17 protein-coding genes are annotated in these 18,666 nt (G+C 71.7%); 8 read left to right on the top strand and 9 right to left on the bottom strand.

The genetic code is table 11. From position 1 onward, the window contains the following. Positions 1–35 precede the first annotated feature (35 nt). From IAI58_RS07665 to hemC, 4 genes are read right to left on the bottom strand one after another with little or no spacing between them, the layout of a single operon-like run. Positions 36–1,307 (bottom strand): heme biosynthesis HemY N-terminal domain-containing protein, encoded by a 1,272-nt coding sequence (locus IAI58_RS07665; RefSeq protein WP_207449264.1) that lies wholly within the window; start codon positions 1,305–1,307, stop codon positions 36–38. Then, positions 1,307–2,731: a hypothetical protein gene (locus tag IAI58_RS07660; protein WP_207449263.1), complete on the bottom strand. Its 1,425-nt coding sequence runs from the start codon at positions 2,729–2,731 to the stop codon at positions 1,307–1,309. The genes IAI58_RS07665 and IAI58_RS07660 overlap by 1 nt, the downstream gene beginning before the upstream one ends. Further along, on the bottom strand, positions 2,724–3,482 hold the full coding sequence (locus IAI58_RS07655; RefSeq protein ID WP_207449261.1) for a uroporphyrinogen-III synthase: 759 nt from the start codon (positions 3,480–3,482) through the stop codon (positions 2,724–2,726). Before IAI58_RS07655 ends, IAI58_RS07660 begins: the two co-directional genes overlap by 8 nt. Before the next feature lie 3 nt (positions 3,483–3,485). Beyond that, positions 3,486–4,562 carry a hydroxymethylbilane synthase gene (gene hemC / locus IAI58_RS07650; protein WP_207449259.1) on the bottom strand — a complete coding sequence of 359 codons (1,077 nt, stop codon included), beginning with the start codon at positions 4,560–4,562 and terminating at the stop codon, positions 3,486–3,488. 57 nt (positions 4,563–4,619) lie between these two features. Here hemC and tsaD point away from each other — a divergent pair, with 57 nt between their 5' ends. Genes tsaD through IAI58_RS07635 form a run of 3 tightly spaced genes read left to right on the top strand, consistent with a single transcriptional unit; the run spans position 4,620 to position 7,476 of the window. Continuing rightward, entirely contained in the window at positions 4,620–5,651 is a 1,032-nt protein-coding gene (gene tsaD, locus IAI58_RS07645) for a tRNA (adenosine(37)-N6)-threonylcarbamoyltransferase complex transferase subunit TsaD (protein WP_237182932.1), read from the top strand. Then, on the top strand, positions 5,648–6,475 hold the full coding sequence (locus IAI58_RS07640) for a 23S rRNA (adenine(2030)-N(6))-methyltransferase RlmJ (protein ID WP_207449256.1): 828 nt from the start codon (positions 5,648–5,650) through the stop codon (positions 6,473–6,475). Before tsaD ends, IAI58_RS07640 begins: the two co-directional genes overlap by 4 nt. Further along, a complete protein-coding gene (locus tag IAI58_RS07635; protein WP_207449254.1) occupies positions 6,472–7,476 on the top strand; it encodes an NAD(P)H-dependent glycerol-3-phosphate dehydrogenase in 1,005 nt (334 codons plus the stop codon). The genes IAI58_RS07640 and IAI58_RS07635 overlap by 4 nt, the downstream gene beginning before the upstream one ends. A gap of 27 nt (positions 7,477–7,503) precedes the next feature. Here the strand turns inward: IAI58_RS07635 and IAI58_RS07630 are convergent, their stop codons facing one another. The 3 genes from IAI58_RS07630 to ccmA form a co-directional block, all read right to left on the bottom strand. Then, on the bottom strand, positions 7,504–7,905 hold the full coding sequence (locus tag IAI58_RS07630; RefSeq protein WP_207449252.1) for a hypothetical protein: 402 nt from the start codon (positions 7,903–7,905) through the stop codon (positions 7,504–7,506). A 645-nt stretch (positions 7,906–8,550) separates the two neighbouring features. Next, positions 8,551–9,201 carry a heme exporter protein CcmB gene (gene ccmB, locus IAI58_RS07625; RefSeq protein WP_207449250.1) on the bottom strand — a complete coding sequence of 217 codons (651 nt, stop codon included), beginning with the start codon at positions 9,199–9,201 and terminating at the stop codon, positions 8,551–8,553. Next, entirely contained in the window at positions 9,198–9,812 is a 615-nt protein-coding gene (ccmA, locus tag IAI58_RS07620) for a heme ABC exporter ATP-binding protein CcmA (RefSeq protein WP_207449248.1), read from the bottom strand. Before ccmA ends, ccmB begins: the two co-directional genes overlap by 4 nt. Positions 9,813–9,917: 105 nt before the next feature. On the opposite strand from ccmA, the gene acnA reads away from it, so the two are divergent. Continuing rightward, on the top strand, positions 9,918–12,623 hold the full coding sequence (gene acnA, locus IAI58_RS07615) for an aconitate hydratase AcnA (RefSeq protein WP_207449246.1): 2,706 nt from the start codon (positions 9,918–9,920) through the stop codon (positions 12,621–12,623). Between the two features lie 107 nt (positions 12,624–12,730). Here the strand turns inward: acnA and IAI58_RS23265 are convergent, their stop codons facing one another. Further along, complete coding sequence (locus IAI58_RS23265; RefSeq protein WP_272874867.1) at positions 12,731–12,853, bottom strand: hypothetical protein; 123 nt, start codon at positions 12,851–12,853, stop codon at positions 12,731–12,733. Between the two features lie 190 nt (positions 12,854–13,043). Between IAI58_RS23265 and IAI58_RS07610 the strand changes: the two genes are divergently transcribed. The 4 genes from IAI58_RS07610 (at position 13,044) to IAI58_RS07595 (ending at position 16,967) form a co-directional block, all read left to right on the top strand. After that, the gene (locus IAI58_RS07610) at positions 13,044–13,982 is read left to right on the top strand and encodes a diacylglycerol/lipid kinase family protein (protein ID WP_207449244.1); all 939 of its coding nucleotides are present in this window, start codon (positions 13,044–13,046) and stop codon (positions 13,980–13,982) included. Further along, positions 13,979–14,851: a metallophosphoesterase family protein gene (locus IAI58_RS07605; RefSeq protein ID WP_207449242.1), complete on the top strand. Its 873-nt coding sequence runs from the start codon at positions 13,979–13,981 to the stop codon at positions 14,849–14,851. The genes IAI58_RS07610 and IAI58_RS07605 overlap by 4 nt, the downstream gene beginning before the upstream one ends. Positions 14,852–15,141: 290 nt before the next feature. Then, the gene (locus IAI58_RS07600) at positions 15,142–16,029 is read left to right on the top strand and encodes a DMT family transporter (RefSeq protein WP_237182931.1); all 888 of its coding nucleotides are present in this window, start codon (positions 15,142–15,144) and stop codon (positions 16,027–16,029) included. Continuing rightward, positions 16,026–16,967, top strand: coding sequence for a DMT family transporter (locus tag IAI58_RS07595; RefSeq protein ID WP_207449240.1), 942 nt, complete (start codon positions 16,026–16,028; stop codon positions 16,965–16,967). The genes IAI58_RS07600 and IAI58_RS07595 overlap by 4 nt, the downstream gene beginning before the upstream one ends. Here the strand turns inward: IAI58_RS07595 and IAI58_RS07590 are convergent. After that, a complete protein-coding gene (locus IAI58_RS07590) occupies positions 16,873–18,474 on the bottom strand; it encodes a peptide chain release factor 3 (protein ID WP_207449238.1) in 1,602 nt (533 codons plus the stop codon). The genes IAI58_RS07595 and IAI58_RS07590 overlap by 95 nt on opposite strands. Positions 18,475–18,666 lie beyond the last annotated feature (192 nt).

The following is an 18,666-nucleotide window of genomic DNA, read 5'->3' as shown; positions in this document are numbered from 1 at the left end:
GAGGCCCCCTTCCCGTCCACCAGATGCCGTGGCGCTCAGGCGCGCGGCAGGATCTGCGCCGGGCCGGGCTGCCAGGCGACCTCGCCGGCCGTGCCGCAGGCATCGCAGACCGGCACCCATTGCGCGTGCAGCTTGCCGCAATGGCCACAGCGCCAGCGCGGCTCCGAAGGCGCGGCCGTGGCGGCGCGCAGCCAGCGGGCCTCGGCGGCGCGGGCCACGGCGCTCTCACCATGCTCCACCTGCTCCAGCTCCACCAGCGCAAGATAGGCGCGGGTATCGGCGGTGCCTTCCTGCACCAGGGCCTCCAGTTCCTGCCGCGCGCGGCCGGTCAGGGACGCGGCCAGGGCGGTACGGGCCAGCAGCAGGCGGCTCTCGGGATGGTTGCGGTTGGCATGGACCAGCGCCTCCGCCAGCTTCACCCGCTCCAGCGGATCGCTCTCCCGGTCCAGATAGGCGGCGGCGATGTCGGGATGCGGCATGGCGGCCCAGGCCTGCTCCAGCACGCCGCGCGCCTTGCGGTGGGAACCGGCCGCTTCCAGCCGCGCCGCATAGGCCACGGCGGCAGGGGCGAAGCCCGGATCGGCCTGGAAGGCCTGCCGCTCCAGCTCGGCCGCCTGGGCGGGGTCCTGTTCCTGCCGCGCGGCGGCCATGGCCAGCTGCGCCTTCGGGGCCTTGGGGGCAGCCAGGGCCAGTGCCTCGCGCCAGTCCCGCGTGCGCAGCGCCAGGGCGGCGCGCTCCTCGCGCAGCCAGGCGGCGCCGGGCTGGGCGGCCTCGGCCTCCCGCGCCAGCTGCTGGGCGGCGGGCCAGTCCTGCCGCTGGATGGCCTGGCGCAGCAATCCACGCAGGCCGAGGAACCTCGCATCCTCGCGTGCCGCCAGCGCCTGGAAAGCCTCGGTCGCCCCTTCCTCACTGCCATTAAGGCGCTCAGCCTCGGCCGAGAGCAGCAGCACCTGCGGCTTGTCGCCCAGCAGCTGCCGCGCGCGGCGCACTTCCAGCCGGGCGGTATCGGCCGTGCCGGCGGCCAGGGCCACCAGGGCGCGGGTCAGCGCGGCCTCGCCCTTCTCGCGGTCACGGGCCTCGCGCTTGGCGCGCATGCGGGCAGGCAGGCGGCGCAGGGCGCGCCAGCCGCTCAGCAGCCCGTGCAGCACCAGGAAGAGCACCGCAAGGATCAGCAGCACCACCGGCAGGTTGACGCCGATGAAGGTATCGCCGACGCGTACCTCCACCGTGCCGCCCATCCGCATCAGGAACCAGGCGACGCCGACGGTGACGAGGCAGAGCAGCAGCAGCCAGAGCGCGCGGCGCATCAGCCCTGCCCCCGCGGCGCCACCAGCTCGCCCAGCGCGGCGCGGGCGGCGATCAGCCCACGCGCCTGCTGCAGCCAGCCGTCCATCGGGGCGCGGGCAGGCTCGGGCAGCGCCTCCACCTTCTGCACGGCGGCGGCGAGGTCGCCGGCCTCCAGCGCCTGGCGGGCGCCTTCCAGTTCCCCGCTCACCCTGTCGCCCCAGACGGTCTGGTCGCCGCGGCGGATAGTGACGAGGTTGGACAGCCGCGTCGCCGCCGCCTCCAGCACGCCCTGGTCGCCGGTCGCGGGCTCGGAGGCCGCGCGGGCGGCCCGGGCCGCCTCGTCGAAGGAGAGGCGAAGCGAGGCCATGGTGGGCGGCGCGGCATTGGCATAGGCGGTGAGCGCCGGCGGCGCCGTGCCGGGCAGGGCAGCCAGGGCCTGGCTCAGCGGCTGGCCGGCTTCCAGCGCCGTGGTGAGGGCGGTGGAGGCGACCAGCCGGTTCAGCCGCTGCTCGGCGGCGGTGATGCGGGCCTCGCGCTGCTCCAGCGCCGTGAAGCGCGCATCCATCTCCTGCTTCTGGGCGGCGGCGGCCTGCTGCGCGGCCTGGGCGGCGGCTTCCAGCTGCTCCCGTGCCGTACGGCTGGCAGCCTCCTGCTGCTGCTGCGCGGTCCGCGCTGCGGCCTCAAGCTGCTGCCGCACCTGCTCCTGCATGGCGCCGAGGCGCTGCTGCTGCGCCTGGTCCAGCGCCTCCAGCCTCGGCGCCAGGGCGGCGGCCGCGGCATTCACCCGCTCCCCCAACTGCTCCTGCGCGGCGGTGAGGCGCTGGCTCAGGGCTTCCTCGGCCTGACGGACACGCGCGTCCAACTGGCCCTGCTGCGCGGCCACGGCCTGTTGCTGCTGCTGCAGCCCGTTACGCAGGGCCTCCAGCGCGGCGGGCGTCACCGATTCGCGTTCGCGCATCGCCGTCTCCAGCGCGCCCAGGCGCTGGTCGATGCGCTGCGTCACCGGGCCCAGCGCATCGGCGCGGGTCTCGGCCTGCTGCAGGCGGCCCTCCAGCGCGTCGATCCGCGCGGGATCGATCTGCGGCTGGTCTGGGCGGTTGGCCAGGGCCAGCACCACCGCCAGGACGGACAGCGCGACACCACCGGCGGCCAGCGGCAGGGCCAGTGAATCGCGCCGGCGCGGCACGGCGGGCGGCGGCGTCGCGGGGCCGGGCCGGCGCGGCGGCGGTTCCGGCGGGGGCGTGGCGGCCACGGGTTCCGCCTCGGCCACCGGCGTGGCGGCAGGCGGCGTCACCGGCTCCACAGTATCGGGCGCCGGCGGCGCCGCATCGGCTGCGGGCTGCGGCGCACGTTGCGGGGCCATGTTGCGCCCCTTGTCGCGCCGGCCGTCGCTGCTCCCCTTCGATGGGGTGCGGGCGGGGCTTTCCTTTGGCGTGTCAGACATTCTTCTCCTGCCCCTCGCGGTCGGGCCTCACGGCCGGGTGGTGCGCCGGGCCCAGAAGGGCCATCAGCGCCATCGGTTCGGGCGTGGGGGTAGCACGGATCGTCTGCCAGGACAGTCCCGCCAGTGCCGTGGCAATCCGCGCCGAAAGCGCCAACGCCGCCACGCTCCCCACGGTTTCCGCCAGCCCGGCCCGCCGCAGCAACGCCATGGTCACGCTGGCCGAGCGTGGCGAGAAAAACAGCGCCGCCCGCACCTCCCCCGCCCGCAGGGCCTCGGCGGCCTCGGCGGACAGCGAATCGGCGGGGCGGGCGGCATAGACCACCCGCCGCCGCACGGCGAAGCCATGGCCCCGCAACGAGGCCGCCAGCGCGTCGCTATAGCCGCGCCCCACTGCCAGCAGCAGCGGCCCGGCCCTGGGGTCCAGGCTGCGTGCGGCTTCTGCGGTCAAGGACACGGCATCGCCAGAGGCTGCGCTGACGCAGGTAAAACCGGCGGCGCGGGCCTCCTCGGCCGTGCCGGGGCCGACGGCGAGCACAGGCAGGTCGCGCCGCACCCCCGGCAGGGCGCGCGCGGCGGCACGGCTGGGCAGCAGCAGGGCCTGGGCGGGGGCCGTGAGGTCGGCGGGCGGCGGCAGCGGCGCCAGCACCAGCGCGGGCGCCAGCAGGGGGCGCCAGCCCAGCGCGGCCACGGCGGCGGCGGTTTCCGCCGCGCCGGGCTCGGGCCGGGTGACCAGGACGGCGGGCGCCGTCATCGGCTACTGGATGAAGATGTCGGCGGGGCTGTCGGCCCGCAGGCTGTCGCCCAGCTCCAGCCCGATCCGCTCGGCATCCGCCACGGCGCCATGCAGGCTGCGCTTCAGCAGGAAGGTGCCGTCGGGCCGCGCCACCAGCCCGGTCAGGTGCAGCTCGCCATTGGGCAGCAGCCGCGCATGGCCGCCGATAGGCGTGCGGCAGGAACCGTCCAGCGCCGCCAGCAGCGCCCGCTCGGCGCGGGAGACGGCGCGGGCCTCGCTGTCCTCGATGCCGGAGAGCAGCTCATGCAGCTCCAGATCCGCCGCCCGCACGGTGACGGCGACGATGCCCTGTCCGGCGGCCGGCACCATGGAATCGGCATCCAGGATGATGGAGGCGCGATCCGCCATCTCCAGCCGCTTCAGCCCGGCCAGGGCCAGCAGGGTGGCGTCGAATTCGCCGGCAGCCAGCTTGCCGAGGCGGGAGCCGACATTGCCGCGGATCATGCCGACCTGGAGGTCCGGGCGCGCGTGCAGCAGCTGCGCCTGCCGCCGCAGGCTGGCCGTGCCGACCCGCGCGCCGGCCGGCAGGGTGCCAAAGGGGTCGGCCGCGTCCAGCGCGCCGCAATGCGGGCCCAGCACCAGGCAGTCCCGCGAATCCTCCCGCTTCAGGGTGCAGGCGAGGACGATGCCCGGCGGCAGCTCGGTCTCCAGGTCCTTCAAACTATGGACGGCGAAGTCCACCCGCCCGTCGAGCAGCGCCTCATGGATCTCCTTGGCAAAGAGGCCCTTGCCGCCGATATCGGCCAGGCGCTTGTCCTGGATGCGGTCGCCCGAGGTGGCGATGACATGCTCCTCGAAGGCGTTGACATTGCGCAGCACCGGGCAGAAGCGCGTCACCAGGTCGAGGAAGGTGCGGGTCTGCCACAGGGCCAGCGGCGAGCCACGGGTGCCCACGCGCAGCGGCAATGCCCTGCGGTCATGCGGCTTCACGTGGGCGGCGACGGACCCGGCGCGCAGATCGGCAGGAGCGGCGCAGACATGCGGGTATGCGAAGGCGCCCGCCGCGGCAGACGGCGAAGCGGGGTGGGCAAGGGACATGGCGCGCGTCATAGAACCCCGGCACCCGATGGGGAAGGCAGAATAAGGATGCAGGGCGTGCTGATCAGGGGTCCGGTTCTGGGATTGGAGGCGAGTTGCGACGAAACCGCCGCCGCCGTGCTGGCGCCGGACGGCACCGTGCTGGCGGAAGCCGTGCGCAGCCAGCTGGCGGAACACACGCCTTTCGGCGGCGTGGTGCCGGAGATCGCGGCCCGCGCGCATCTGGCGCATCTGCCGGCGCTGACGGCCGATGTGCTGGCCCGCGCCGGGGTGAAGGCTGCGGATCTCGGCGGCATCGCCGCCACCTCCGGCCCCGGGCTGATCGGCGGGCTGATCGTCTGCGCCACCTTCGGCAAGGGCATGGCCATCGCCCATGACCTGCCCTTCGTGGCCGTGAACCACCTGGAGGGACATGCGCTGACGGCGCGGCTGCCGGGGTTGGTCGAGGGCGGGGCGAAGTTCCCCTACCTGCTGCTGCTGCTCTCCGGCGGGCATTGCCAGTGCGTGGCGGTGGAAGGGCTCGGCCAGTACCGCCGCCTCGGCTCCACGCTGGACGACGCCGTGGGCGAGGCCTTCGACAAATCCGCCAAGCTGATGGGCCTGCCCTGGCCCGGCGGCCCGGCGCTGGAGAGGCTGGCGCAGACGGGCGACCCCCACCGCTTCCCCCTGCCCCGGCCGATGCTGGGGCGGCCGGGCTGCGACTTCTCCTTCAGCGGCCTCAAGACCGCCGTGGCGCAGACCATCCCGAAGCTGCGGACCGGGCAGGACCGCGCCGACCTCGCCGCCACCTTCCAGCGCGTGGTGGCCGCCGTGCTGGCGGACCGGGCGAAGAACGCACTGGCCATGATGGACGGCCCCACCGCCATGGTGGTGGCCGGCGGCGTCGCGGCCAACCAGGCGGTGCGCGTCGCCCTGGCCGGGGTAGCGGAGAAGCACGGCCTGCCGCTGGTGGCGCCGCCCATCCGCCTCTGCACCGACAATGCCGTCATGATCGCCTGGGCCGGCATCGAGCGCCTGCGCGCCGGACTGACCGACCCGCTGGACCACGCCCCCCGCCCCCGCTGGCCGCTCGCGGAGCTTGCTGCATGAACTATCGTCACGCCTTCCATGCCGGCAATTTCGCCGACTGCATGAAGCACGCCCTGCTGCTGCGCCTGCTGCGGCGGCTGGAGGTGAAGGAAACCCCCTTCCGCGTGCTGGATACCCATGCCGGCATCGGCACCTATGACCTGACCGGCAGCGAGGCCGAGCGCACGGGCGAATGGCAGCGCGGCGTCGGCCGGCTGATGGAGATCACCGAGGGGCCGCTGGCGGAATGGCTGGCCCTGCTGCGCCGCGCCGGCTTCCCGCCCGTCTATCCCGGCAGCCCCAGCCTGACCCGCATGGTGCTGCGGCCCAATGACCGCCTCGTGCTCTGCGAGTTGCATGAGCAGGACCACGCCACGCTGCGCGCCCTGTTCCGGGGCGACCCGCAGGTGGCCGTCCATAAGCGCGACGGCTGGGAGGCGCTGACCGCCCTCACCCCCTTCCAGGAGAAGCGCGGGCTGGTGCTGATCGACCCGCCCTTCGAGGAGGAGGGCGAGTTCGAGCGGATGGCCGAGGGGATCGCCACCGTGGCGCACCGCTTCCGCGCCGGGGTGCAGGCTGCCTGGTATCCCATCAAGCACCGTGCCCCCGTGCGCGCCTTCCACACCGCCCTGTCCGACAGCGGGGTGCGGGATATCATCGCCTGCGAGATCTGGCTGCGGGAGCCGACGGACCCGCAGCGGCTGAATGGCTGCGGCCTGGTGGTGGTCAACCCGCCCTGGAAGTTCGGGGAGGAGGCCGAGGCCATCCTTGCCGCCCTGCTGGAGAAGCTGGGCGGGGGCGAGCGGGGCGAAGGCTTCGCCGTGACCCGGCTGGCCGAGGAATGAGCGGGACTGCCGGGGGCGGCCCGGCCAGGATCGCCGTCATCGGGGCCGGGGCCTGGGGCACCGCCCTGGCCATCCAGGCCATGCGCGCCGGGGCGGAGACCGTGCTCTGGGCCCGCGACCCCGCGCGCGCCGCCGCGATGCAGGCGACACGCGAGAATGCCGCCCATCTGCCGGGGCAGCCGCTGCCGGAAGGGCTGCGCGTCACCGCCGATGCCGGGGAGGCGCTGGAAGGCGCCGCGCTGGCATTGCTGGTGGTGCCGTCCCAGCATCTGGCCGGAGTGCTGGCGGGGCTACCGGCCCTGCCGCCCAGCCTGATCGCCGCCAAGGGCGTCGAGCTCGGCACGTTGCGCCTGCCGCTGGAAATCGTCACGGAGATGCGGCCGGGCCTGCCGGCGGGCGTGCTCTCCGGCCCCAATTTCGCGCGGGAGGTGGCGGCCGGGCTGCCGGCGGCCGCCGTCGTGGCCAGCACCGATGCCCGGCTGCGGGAGACGGCGGCGGGGCAGCTCTCCACCCCCTGCTTCCGCCTTTACGGGCAGGATGACCCGGTGGGGGTGGAAGTCGGCGGCGCGGCGAAGAACGTCATCGCCATCGCCGCCGGCGCGGTGATCGGCGCCGGACTGGGCGAGAATGCGCGCGCCGCGCTGGTCACGCGCGGGCTGGCGGAAATCGCCCGGCTGGCCGTGGCGCTGGGTGGGCGGGCGGATACGGTGGCCGGGCTCTCGGGCCTCGGCGACCTGCTGCTGACCTGCACGGGCGGCAGCAGCCGCAATTTCTCGCTGGGCCTGGCGCTCGGCCAGGGGCAGCGGCTGGAGGATATCCTGGCCGCGCGCAACAGCGTGACGGAGGGCGTGGCCACCGCCCCGGCCATGCTGGCACGGGCCGCGACGGTGGGGGTGGAAATGCCGATCACCGCCGCCGTGGCCGATGTGCTGAGCGGCCGGGCGGATGTGGCCGGCGCGGTGGAACAGCTCATGACCCGGCCGAGGCGGCGAGAGGTCTGATCCCCGAGAGACACGGGGGCAGATCCTTCAGGAAGTCTCCCCGCCGACGTGCGGTGACGGAGGTTCCCGCCGGTTCAGAGCGTCTCTAAGGGCCTGGACCTCATCCTCGCTCAGCGTGGTGATCCTGCTACCAGTCGGCAGCTCCGGGAGAGGCAGGATCACCGAGGAGCCCGTCGGCTCCGGTGGACTAGTGGGCACGGACAGGGTGGTCGTGTTGGTCCCGGCCTGGGGTGAGGCGGCAACAGGCACCAGGCCGAAGCCGTCATCCTCTGGCGGCGGGTTTCCGCTCACCACCTGGATCGGGGCGAGCACGTCTCGATGTTCTGTTCCGTCCGCGTCAATCCAGTGATTTCCCCCCGCGGTGCCGCCGGTCACATGCTCCAGCGCCGCGTCGTCCAGGGCCGCTGGCCCTTGTTTTTCCTGCATCATCTGCGTCTCTCCCACCACTGACGAAATCCGGCACAGGCTAAGCTTGAGCGGAGCCTCTGGCCATACCCTTGCGCGACCGATTCGAACGCCGGACGGGAATTAATCCGCCCGCAGCGCCGTGCTGGCCGCGGTGCCAGCGGCAGGGCGGCGGCGGTCAGCGCATCCAGCAGCAGGAAGGGCGCCAGGCTGCGCCATGCCACTGAACGGTTAGCCCTTCAGGGGTGCCGGATTCCCGCTTCTGTTCCGTGAGCGTCTTGCTCGCTGGCTTTCGGCCCCTGAGGCATCTGACCATCCGGGCCACTCATGCCCGAAAAACCCGGAGGGGGGACGAAGGATTGACCGGCCCCGGGTGGCACTATCACGGGCGCGGATATGGGCATTGGCGGACTCCCCGGGAACGGATGCGCGGACGAACTCACGGTGATCTGGCCATCGACGACGCGCATGAAGATGCCTGGGACGGCCCCGCCCGTTCCGCCGGCCACCAGGCCCAGCGTCGCATCATCCAGCATCACTGGCGCCGGCGGAGCCGGGTTCTCGTTCTGCGCCATCGGCGTGCCCCGTCCCTGTGCGGAGAGCCCAGGCCTCCCCTCACGCCCAGGCTAGGCGAGCGCCAACAGAACCGCCGGTTGTTTTGCATTCGATTCATTCCGCCCTGAGAGCCGCCCCGGCGGCCAGCGGTGCCAGCGGCAGGGCGGCGGCGGTCAGCGCGCCCAGCAGCAGCAGGAAGGGGTGCCAGGACACGCCGCTGGCCGCGGCCTCGATACCCGCGGCGCCGAAGATCATGGCGGGGATGGCCAGCGGCAGCACCAGCAGCGGCAGCAGCACCCCGCCGCGCCGCGCGCCCAGCGTCAGCGCCGCCCCTGCCGTGCCAAGCAGGGAGAGGAAGAGCGTCGCGAGCCCCAGCGCCAGCGCCGCCACTCCCCAGGCCGCCACCGGCAGGTTCAGCATGGCGGCGGCGACAGGGCTGGCCAGCAGCAGCGGCCCGCCGGTCGTCAGCCAGTGCGCCAGGGCCTTCACCGCCGCCAGCTGCGCGGGCGCGAGGCCGGAGAGCAGCAGCTGGTCCAGCGACCCGTCCTCGGCCTCCAGCGCGAAGAGGCGGTCCAGCGGCAGCAGTGCCGCCAGCAGCGCGGCCGCCAGCAGCGCGCCGGGGGCCAGACGCGCCAGCATCTCCGGCGCAGGGCCGACGCCGAAGGGAAACAGCGCGGTCACCAGCAGGAAGAAGAGCATCGCCGCGAGGGTATCGCCGGGGTGGCGAGCGGCGAGCAGCCATTCCCGCCGCAGCAGCGCGATCATGCGTCCTCTTCCGTCCAGGGGGTGAGCCGCAGCTCGCCGGCCCCGGGCAGGGGCAGGCCCACATGCGTCGCCGCGATCACCGCGCCCCCGGCCGCCCGGTGCGCCGCCAGCATGGCGCCGAAGAGTTCGATGGAGGCGCTGTCGAGCCCCACGCTGGGCTCGTCCAGCAGCCAGAGCGGCACCGGTGCCAGCGCCAGCCGCGCCAGCGCCGCCCGCCGCTTCTGCCCGGCGGAGAGCATGCGTGCCGGCAGATGCTCCAGTCCCCGCAGCCCGACCGCTTCCAGCGCCGTCCCCACATCCCCGCCCCAGAGGCGGGACCAGAACTGCAGGTTCTCCCGCAGCGTCAGGCCGGGCTTCAGCGCATCGGCATGGGCCAGATAGCGCAGCCGGGCCGAATGCGCGGGTCCATCGGCCAGGGCGTCACCGCCATTCCAGAGCAGACTGCCCTCGGCCGGCGGCACCAGCCCCGCCAACAGCCGCAGCAGTGTGGACTTCCCGGCGCCGTTCGGCCCTGTCAGCAGCAGGGCCTCCCCTGGGCCGCACCGGAAGGAAAGTCCGGCGAATATTATCCGCTCCCCGCGAACCACGGCCAGTTCCAGCGCTTCCAACATTGAACCCGTCAGTCCCCCTGCGCGTCCCAGGGCCGATGGACCGGGGAAAGAAGCCGTGTAATAAGCGGCAGCGTTCGCAGCAATATGACGTGGGAAGCTCCAACCATGCGCTTGATCGGGCAGGATAGCCTCAAGACCCGCCGCACCCTGGCGGTGGATGGCAAGACCTACCATTATTTCAGCCTGCCCGAAGCCGCCAAGAGCATCGGCGACATCTCGCGTCTCCCCTACAGCCTGAAGGTGCTGCTGGAGAACGTGCTGCGCTTCGAGGACGGGCGTTCCTACTTCGCCAAGGACGCGCAGGCGATCGCCGACTGGGTGAAGGAAGGCCGCAGCGACAAGGAAGTTCCGTTCCGTCCCGCGCGCATCCTGATGCAGGACTTCACGGGCGTGCCCGCGGTGGTGGACCTCGCCGCCATGCGCGACGGCATCCTGAAGCTGGGCGGCGACCCGCGCCGCGTGAACCCGCTGGTGCCCGTCGATCTGGTGATCGACCACTCCGTGATGGTCGATGTCTCCGGCAGCGCCTCCGCCCTGCAGAAGAACGTGGACATCGAGTTCGAGCGCAACGGCGAGCGCTATGAGTTCCTGCGCTGGGGCCAGGAAGCCTTCAACAACTTCCGCGTCGTCCCGCCCGGCACCGGCATCTGCCACCAGGTGAACCTGGAATACCTGGCCCAGGGCGTCTGGACCTCCACCGACGCCGGCGAGACCTTCGCCTACCCCGATAGCTGCTACGGCACCGACAGCCACACCACCATGGTGAACGGCCTGGGCGTGCTGGGCTGGGGCGTGGGCGGCATCGAGGCCGAGGCCGCCATGCTCGGCCAGCCGATCGCCATGCTCATCCCCGACGTCATCGGCTTCAAGCTCCATGGCAAGCTGCGTGAGGGCGTGACCGCCACCGACCTGGTGCTGACGGTGACGCAGATGCTCCGCAAGAAGGGCGTGGTCGGCAAGTTCGTCGAGTTCTACGGCCCGGGCCTTGCCGACATGGCGCTGGCGGACCGCGCCACCATCGGCAACATGGCCCCGGAATACGGCGCCACCTGCGGCATCTTCCCGGTCGATGAGGTGACGCTGGACTACCTGCGCCTCTCCGGCCGCGACGAGCACCGCATCAACCTGGTGCGCGAATACTACAAGGCCCAGGGCATGTTCCGCGAGGAAGGCCAGCCCGACCCCGTGTTCACCGACTCGCTGGAACTGGACATGGCCACGGTCGAGCCGTCGCTGGCCGGCCCGAAGCGTCCGCAGGACCGCGTGGCGCTGACCGGCGCCGCCCCGGCTTTCGCCAAGGAACTGGCTTCCGGCAACCTTGGCGTGCCCGGCGACAAGGCCGACCTGCGCGTGCCGGTGGCCGGCGCCAACTATGACCTCGGCCATGGCGACGTGGTGATCGCCGCCATCACCTCCTGCACCAACACCTCCAACCCCTATGTGCTGGTGGCCGCGGGCCTGGTGGCGAAGAAGGCCCATGAAAAGGGCCTGGCGCCGAAGCCCTGGGTGAAGACCTCGCTGGCCCCCGGCTCCCAGGTAGTGACGGACTACCTGGACAAGGCCGGCCTGACGCAGCACCTGGACGCGCTCGGCTTCCAGACCGTCGGCTATGGCTGCACCACCTGCATCGGCAATTCCGGCCCGCTGGCGGACCCGATCGTGGACGCGATCGAGGAGAACAAGCTGGTCGCGGTCTCCGTGCTCTCCGGCAACCGCAACTTCGAGGGCCGCGTGCACCAGAACGTGCGCGCCAACTACCTGGCCTCCCCGCCGCTGGTGGTGCTCTACGCGCTCGCCGGCTCCATCACCAAGGATGTGACCAAGGAGCCGATCGGCACGGGCAAGGACGGCCAGCCGGTCTATCTGAAGGACATCTGGCCGACGCAGAAGGAGGTGAACGACGTGGTCGCCTCCGTCGTGACGCGCGAGATGTTCCAGAGCCGCTATTCGGACGTCTTCAAGGGTCCGCAGCAGTGGCAGGCCATCCGCGTCGACGCGGGCAGCGACACCTATCGCTGGAACTCCGGCTCCACCTACGTGCAGAACCCGCCCTATTTCGAGGGCATGGAAGCCGAGCCGAAGCCGATCGCCTCCGTCGCCGGCGCGCGGGTGCTGGCGGTGCTGGGCGACAGCATCACCACCGACCACATCTCCCCGGCCGGCAACATCAAGAAGGCCTCGCCGGCGGGTGACTACCTGCTGAACCACCAGGTCCGTCAGGCCGACTTCAACAGCTACGGCGCCCGCCGCGGCAACCACGAAGTCATGATGCGCGGCACCTTTGCCAATATCCGCATCAAGAACGAGATGGTGCCGGGCATCGAGGGCGGCATCACCAGGCACTTCCCCTCGGGCGAGGTGATGCCGATCTATGACGCGGCCATGAAGTACAAGGCCGAGGGCCGCCCGCTGGTGATCTTCGGCGGCAAGGAATACGGCACCGGCTCCTCCCGCGACTGGGCGGCCAAGGGCACCTTCCTGCTGGGCGTGAAGGCCGTCATCACCGAGAGCTTCGAGCGCATCCACCGCTCCAACCTCGTCGGCATGGGCGTGCTGCCGCTGGTCTTCAAGCCGGGCGAGGATCGCAAGACCCTCGGCATCACCGGCGAGGAGATCGTGGACATCGAGGGCCTCGAGGAGCTGAAGGCCCGCATGGTGCTGGGCCTGGTGATCCACCGCCCGGATGGCAGCGTGACCCGCACCGATGTGCAGTGCCGCGTCGATACGGCCGACGAGGTCGAGTACTACAAGAACGGCGGCATCCTGCACTACGTGCTGCGCAGCATGGCCGGCACCAAGTCCGCCGCCTGAGACTGACCCAGGCCGGCCTCCGCAGGGGGCCGGCACGGAAAAAGGGCGCGGTCCTGGTGGGCCGCGCCCTTTTTTTCCCCTCCCGGATGAGCCGGACTTCCGGGACCTTAGCCCCTGCGCGGGGCGTGGCTGGGCAGGGTGCCGAAGAGTGGCGCCCCCCAGGGCAGCTCCACCAGTCCGGTGATCAGGCTGGTGGCGGTGATCGGGGCAGACTTGATCTCGTGGCGCATCGGGGTCTCTCTCTTTTTTTGTCCGGCCTGCTGATTATCGCTCCCGAGGGTGAAGGGGTCCTGAAGCGCCGTTAAATTGGGGGCCATGCACGCGACCGTGCGAATGCCCACCCTCGCCACCGGGGGGCAACCTGCCCCACAAGCGGCGCGTTGCGCGCCTGCGAGAGAACGGCGCCTGAATGGAATCCCGATGCGTGCTGCCCTGCTACTAAATCCGCGCGCCGGGACTCTGCTCGCCCGGCCAGAGTTGCTGACGCTGATCCCAGCCGCCTTGCGGGATGCCGGGCTGGAGGTACTGGAGGTGGAGGCCGGCGGCGACCTGGATACGCGGCTGGAGGCGGCGCTGGCCCTGCAGCCGGATGTGGTGGTGGTGGGCGGTGGCGACGGCACCATCCGCACCGCCGCCGCGCGGTTGGCAGGCGGTCCGGTGCCGATGGCGATATTGCCGCTGGGCACGCTGAACCTGCTGGCGCGCGACCTGGGCCTGCCCCTGGCGCCGGAGGAAGCGGCCGCCGCCCTGGCGCGGGCCACCCCGCGCCGCATCGATATCGGCCTGGTGAATGGCGAGGTCTTCCTCTGCCAGTCCGTCATCGGCCTGCCCAACCGCATGGGCCTGCACCGGGAGAAGGTGCGCGGACGCGGCGGGCTGGCGCCGCGCTGGCGGGTGGTGGTGGCGCTCGCCCGCGCGCTGCTGCACCACCCGCCGCTGCGGCTGGGGCTGCGGACGGGTGGCGGCGAGATGCGGCGGGTCTGGAGCCGCGCCATCTCCGTCGTGAACAACGCCTATGACGAAGCGCCCGGCCATTTCTTCCACCGGCCCCGGCTGGATACGGGGCGGCTGAGCTGGCATGTGGTGCGCCAGTTCGACCTGCTATGGATCGCCCGGATACTGACCTCCATGGCGCTGGGACGCTGGCGGAGCCAGCCCGGACTGATCTCCGGCGAGGCGGAGACCCTGGATATCCTGAGCCGCCGCAGCCACCTTCGGGTCATGAACGATGGTGAGGCGATGCTGCTGCGAACCCCTCTGCGTTATTCCATCCGCCCCCGTGCCCTGCTGGTGCTGGCATCGCCACAGCCCGCCATGGCTGCGCCGCCCCTGCCGATGGCGGCAGAGGGCCTGGCATGAGGGTGGTCGATCATATCTCCGACCTGCATTTCAACCTCATCGACCACAGGGCCGCCGAGGCGCTGGTGGAGGCGCTGAACGAGGACCCCGCGCATCTCGTGGTGGTCAGCGGCGACCTGACCATGCGGGCGCGGAACCGCGAATTCATCGCCGCCGCCGCCTTCCTTTCCCGCCTGAAGTCGCCGGTGCTGGCGGTGCCGGGCAATCACGACATCACCACCTTCTACCCCTGGGAACGCTTCCTGGACCCCTTCGGCCGCTGGCGCCGCCACGTCTCGCCGGAGACGGAGCCGCTCTGGCGGGATGAGGAACTGGCGGTGATCGGGCTGAACACCGTCATCCGCGGCGGCTGGCACCTCAACTGGGAAGGCGGCCGGGTGCCGCGCCATGGGCTGCGGAAGCTGCTGGGGCGGCTGGAGATGCTGCCGAAGAACCTCTTCCGCATCGTCGTCGCCCATCACCCCTTCCTGGCGCCGGAGGAGCGGCCGGATACGCCGCTCGCGCGCCATGCCGCCCCGGCGCTGGAGCGGCTGGCCAAGGCCGGCGTGCGGCTGATCCTCTCGGGCCATCTGCACCGGGACTATGTGCGGCTGCACCGCGGCGCGGCTGGCGAGCGCACGGGGCTGCTGCGCCGGCAGCAGCAGGACCTGCTGGTGGTGCAGGCGGGCTCGGCCATTTCCACGCGGCTGCGCGGCGACCCCAATGCCTATAACCGCATCATCGTGGAGAGGAACGTGGCGCGGATCGAACCACGCCGCTGGAATGGCGAAGGCTGGGTCGCCGCCCCTGCCCCGGCCTGGCCAAAGCAGCGCCTGACCGATATCGCGGCGCAGGAGGAGGCGGCGGAGGCCGCGTCTCAGGCGCCCTAGCGCGTCCGCGGCCAGGCCGATCTCCCGCACCGGCCGGGAAGGCGCGCCCCCCGGCCCGCGCCATTCCGCCGTTTCCATCCGTCCTGTGCTGATGTCCGCCTGTCAGTGGGCTGGCCGGCGCTGAGCGGCGCGGCGCGGCCGGGAGCGCGGAATTCGGCGCCTCACACCCTTGCCGCCGCCATGCCCCGGCGCCACCCTGGCCTTCAGGATCGCCAGGACCTGATTCAGATGCCCCCTGCCCCGCCCGCCCCAACCCCACCGGCGCCATGCTCCGGGGAGGCTTCTCTGGCGTGAGCGAATCACAGGCCCGGGGCAATCTCCGGGGCGCCGTGCTGATGGCGGCGGCAGCCTTCTGTTTCTGCGTGGAGGCGCTCTTCATCCGCTGGCTGACCGCCCGCGGCGTGCCGGTGACGACGCAGCTGCTGTTCCGCGCCGGCGGGCAGCTGGCCTGGGTGGTGCCGCTGCTGCTCTCGGCCGGGCCGGGGCTGCTGCGAAGCCGCCATATCCCTCTGCATGTACTGCGCGGCAGCTGCTCGCTGGTAACCTGGGGCCTCTACTACTTCTCCCTCACCCAGCTCGACCTCGCCTCCGCCACGGTGCTCTCCTTCACCAGCGTCATGATCACCACCATCCTGGCCGGCCCGCTGCTGAAGGAGAGGGTGGGCGCGGCGCGCTGGGCCGGCGTGCTGGCGGGCTTCGCCGGCGTCTGCCTGATGCTGCGCCCCTGGGAGGGCGCGGGGATGCTGATGGCCGCGCCGCTGGGTGTGGCGGCGGCATTGGCGGGGGCCGTTACCTGGTGCGGGCTGACGGTGACGACGCGGATGCTGACACGCACCGAGAGCACCGCGACCATCCTGACCTGGGTGGGCGTGGTGACCTTCCTGGGCGTGCTGCCGGCGGCCATCTGGGGCTGGCAGCCCATCGGCTGGCTGGAACTGCTGGCACTGCTGGCCTTCTCGGCCTTCACGCCCTCCATCATCCTGCTGGTGACGGAGGCCTTCCGCTTCGGCGAGGCCTCGGCCGTCGGGCCCTTCCAGTATCTGCGGCTGCCCATCGCCGCGCTCTTCGGCTGGGCGCTCTATGCCGAGGCGCCGGATGCCTGGGGCTGGGCGGGGTCACTGGTCATCCTGGCCGGGGCGACCCTGGTTTCCGTCGCCGAGGCCCGCGCGCGCGGATGAGCCCGATACAGCAGGCGGTTCTGCTGGCCGTCGCCGCGGCCTTTCTGTTCAACCTGGAAGCCAGCCTGACCAAGCTGATGGTGGGCGTGCCCGTGGAGACGATCCTGCTGGTGCGCTCCTTCGGCCAGCTGGTCTGGGTGGCGCCGCTGCTGCTGCGCACCGGGCCGGACCTGCTGCGCACGAAGCAGATGCCGATGCAGATGCTGCGCGGCCTGCTCTCCCTGATCAGCTGGGGGCTGTACTACATCGGCTTTCTGCACCTGACGCTGGCGACGGCGACGGTGCTCTCCTTCACCTCCGTGCTCTTCATCACGGCGCTGGCGGGCCCATTGCTGAAGGAGGAAGTCGGCTGGCGGCGCTGGGCGGCGACGCTGGTGGGCTTCGCGGGCGTGCTGCTGGTGGTGCGCCCGGGGATGCTGCCGATGAGCTGGCCGCTGGCGGCCTCCCTGCTCTCGGCCTTCTTCGGCGCGGGCATCGCGCTGACCACCCGCAGCCTGGCGCGCACCGAGCGCACCGGCACCATCATGCTCTATATCGGCATCTTCACCACCGTCGGCGCCCTGCCCTTCGCCTGGGGCGGGCTGGCCTGGCCGGGCTGGACCAATGCGCTGCTGCTGGCGGGCATGGGGCTGCTGGGCCCGGCGGGGATGTATCTCTGGATCGGCGCGCTGCGGCTGGTCGATGCCTCGGCCATCGCGCCCGTCACCTATGTGCGGCTGGTCTTCGCCGCGGCGACAGGCGCGGTGCTGTTCCAGGAAGCCATCGACAACTGGCTGGTGGCGGGCGCGGCGCTGATCGTCGGCAGCGCGCTCTACATCACCCGCCAGGGCGCGGCGGGGCGGGTCAGCCCGCCTCCACCCCATGCTGTTCCCGGAAGTTCAGGAAGTGCAGCGCCGGATTCTCATCCTCGGAGCGCTTGCGACCCCAGTCGGAGGTGAAGAAGGCCACGGGCTGGTTGTCGTGGTCCTCGGCCATCTGGCTGGGGGCGGAGCGCAGGAAGCGGTCCAGCGCCGCGCGGCCCTGCGGCCCGTCCTCCTTCGGCGCCACCCAGCGCATGGTGGACCAGGAGGTGCCCTCGAAGGTGATGTTGACGCCGTATTCGGCCTGAATGCGGCTGCTCAGCACGTCCAGCTGAAGCTGGCCGACCACGCCCACCACCGGCTGGCTGCCGTCCATGGGACGGAAGACCTGCACCACGCCCTCATCGGCCAGCTGGTCCAGCGCCTTGCGCAGCTTCTTGGCCAGCATCGGGTCATCGAGCCGCACGCGGCGCAGGATCTCCGGCGCGAAGCTGGGCACGCCACGGAAGTTCAGCTCCTCGCCATCCGTCAGCGTGTCGCCGATGCGGAGCACGCCGTGATTGGCGATGCCCACCACGTCGCCCGGCCAGGCTTCCTCGGCCACCTGCCGTTCCTTCGCGAAGAAGAACAGCGGCGCATTGACCGGGATGCTTTTGCCCGTCCGCACCTGCTTCAGCCGCGCACCCTTGCGCAGGCGGCCGGAGCAGATGCGCAGGAAGGCCACGCGGTCACGGTGGTTCAGGTCGGTATTGGCCTGGATCTTGAAGACGAAGCCCGAGAGCTTCTCCTCCTCCGGCTGCACCGTGCGGACATCGGCCTCACGGGCGGAAGGCGGGGGCGCGAAGGCAGCCAGGCCGTCCAGCAGGTGCTTCACGCCGAAGCCCCGCAGCGCCGAGCCGAAATAGATCGGCGTCAGATGGCCCTCGCGGAACTTCTCCAGCTCGAATTCCGGATAGACGGAGGCGATCTCCGCCCCCTCCCGCAGATGCTGGGCCCGCTCCTCGCCCACCAGGGCGTCGATGCGCGGGTCCTCCAGGCCGGAGACGGGCTCGTCCCGCTCCCCTTCCTCGCCCAGCAGGCGCAGGGTGCTATGGGCCATGTCATAGACGCCGGCGAACTGCCGGCCGGAGCTGATCGGCCAGGTGGCGGGCGTCACGTCGAGCGCGAGGGTCTTCTCGATCTCGTCCAGCAGCTCCAGCGGCTCCCGCGCCTCGCGGTCCATCTTGTTGATGAAGGTGACGATGGGAATGTCGCGCATCCGGCAGACTTCAAACAGCTTGCGGGTCTGCGCCTCGATGCCCTTGGCGGCGTCGATCACCATCACCGCCGCGTCCACGGCGGAAAGGGTGCGGTAGGTATCCTCGGAAAAGTCCTCGTGGCCCGGCGTGTCCAGCAGGTTGAAGACCTGCCCGGCATATTCGAAGGTCATGACCGAGGTCGCGACGGAAATGCCGCGGTCCTGCTCGATCTTCATCCAGTCCGAGCGCGTGCGGCGCCGCTCGCCCTTGGCGCGCACGGCGCCGGCGATCTGGATGGCGCCGCCGAGCAGCAGCAACTGCTCCGTCAGCGTCGTCTTGCCGGCGTCTGGGTGGGCGATGATGGCGAAGGTGCGGCGGCGATGGGCTTCGGTGGCCGTTTCGCTCAACGGGGGCTGGTTATGGCCCGCAGAGGGAGGGGCATCAGGCGTCTCAAGGTTCTGCAAAACTGTGCTCCGCGGGCGCGTCGTCTTTTCGGGTGCGCTGCCATATAGCGTGCCGGGGGCCGCAAACCCAGGGTTGCCGCGGCAGGGCTGGGTTGCCCCCAGGCGCGGAAATCTGTTGCCGCCCTGTCACATCCG

This window comes from Roseomonas marmotae, from assembly GCF_017654485.1.
GTDB classification, from domain to species: Bacteria; Pseudomonadota; Alphaproteobacteria; order Acetobacterales; family Acetobacteraceae; genus Pseudoroseomonas; species Pseudoroseomonas marmotae.
Note: the sequence above shows the minus strand (reverse complement) of the source record. Positions and strands in the feature narration are given on the sequence as shown.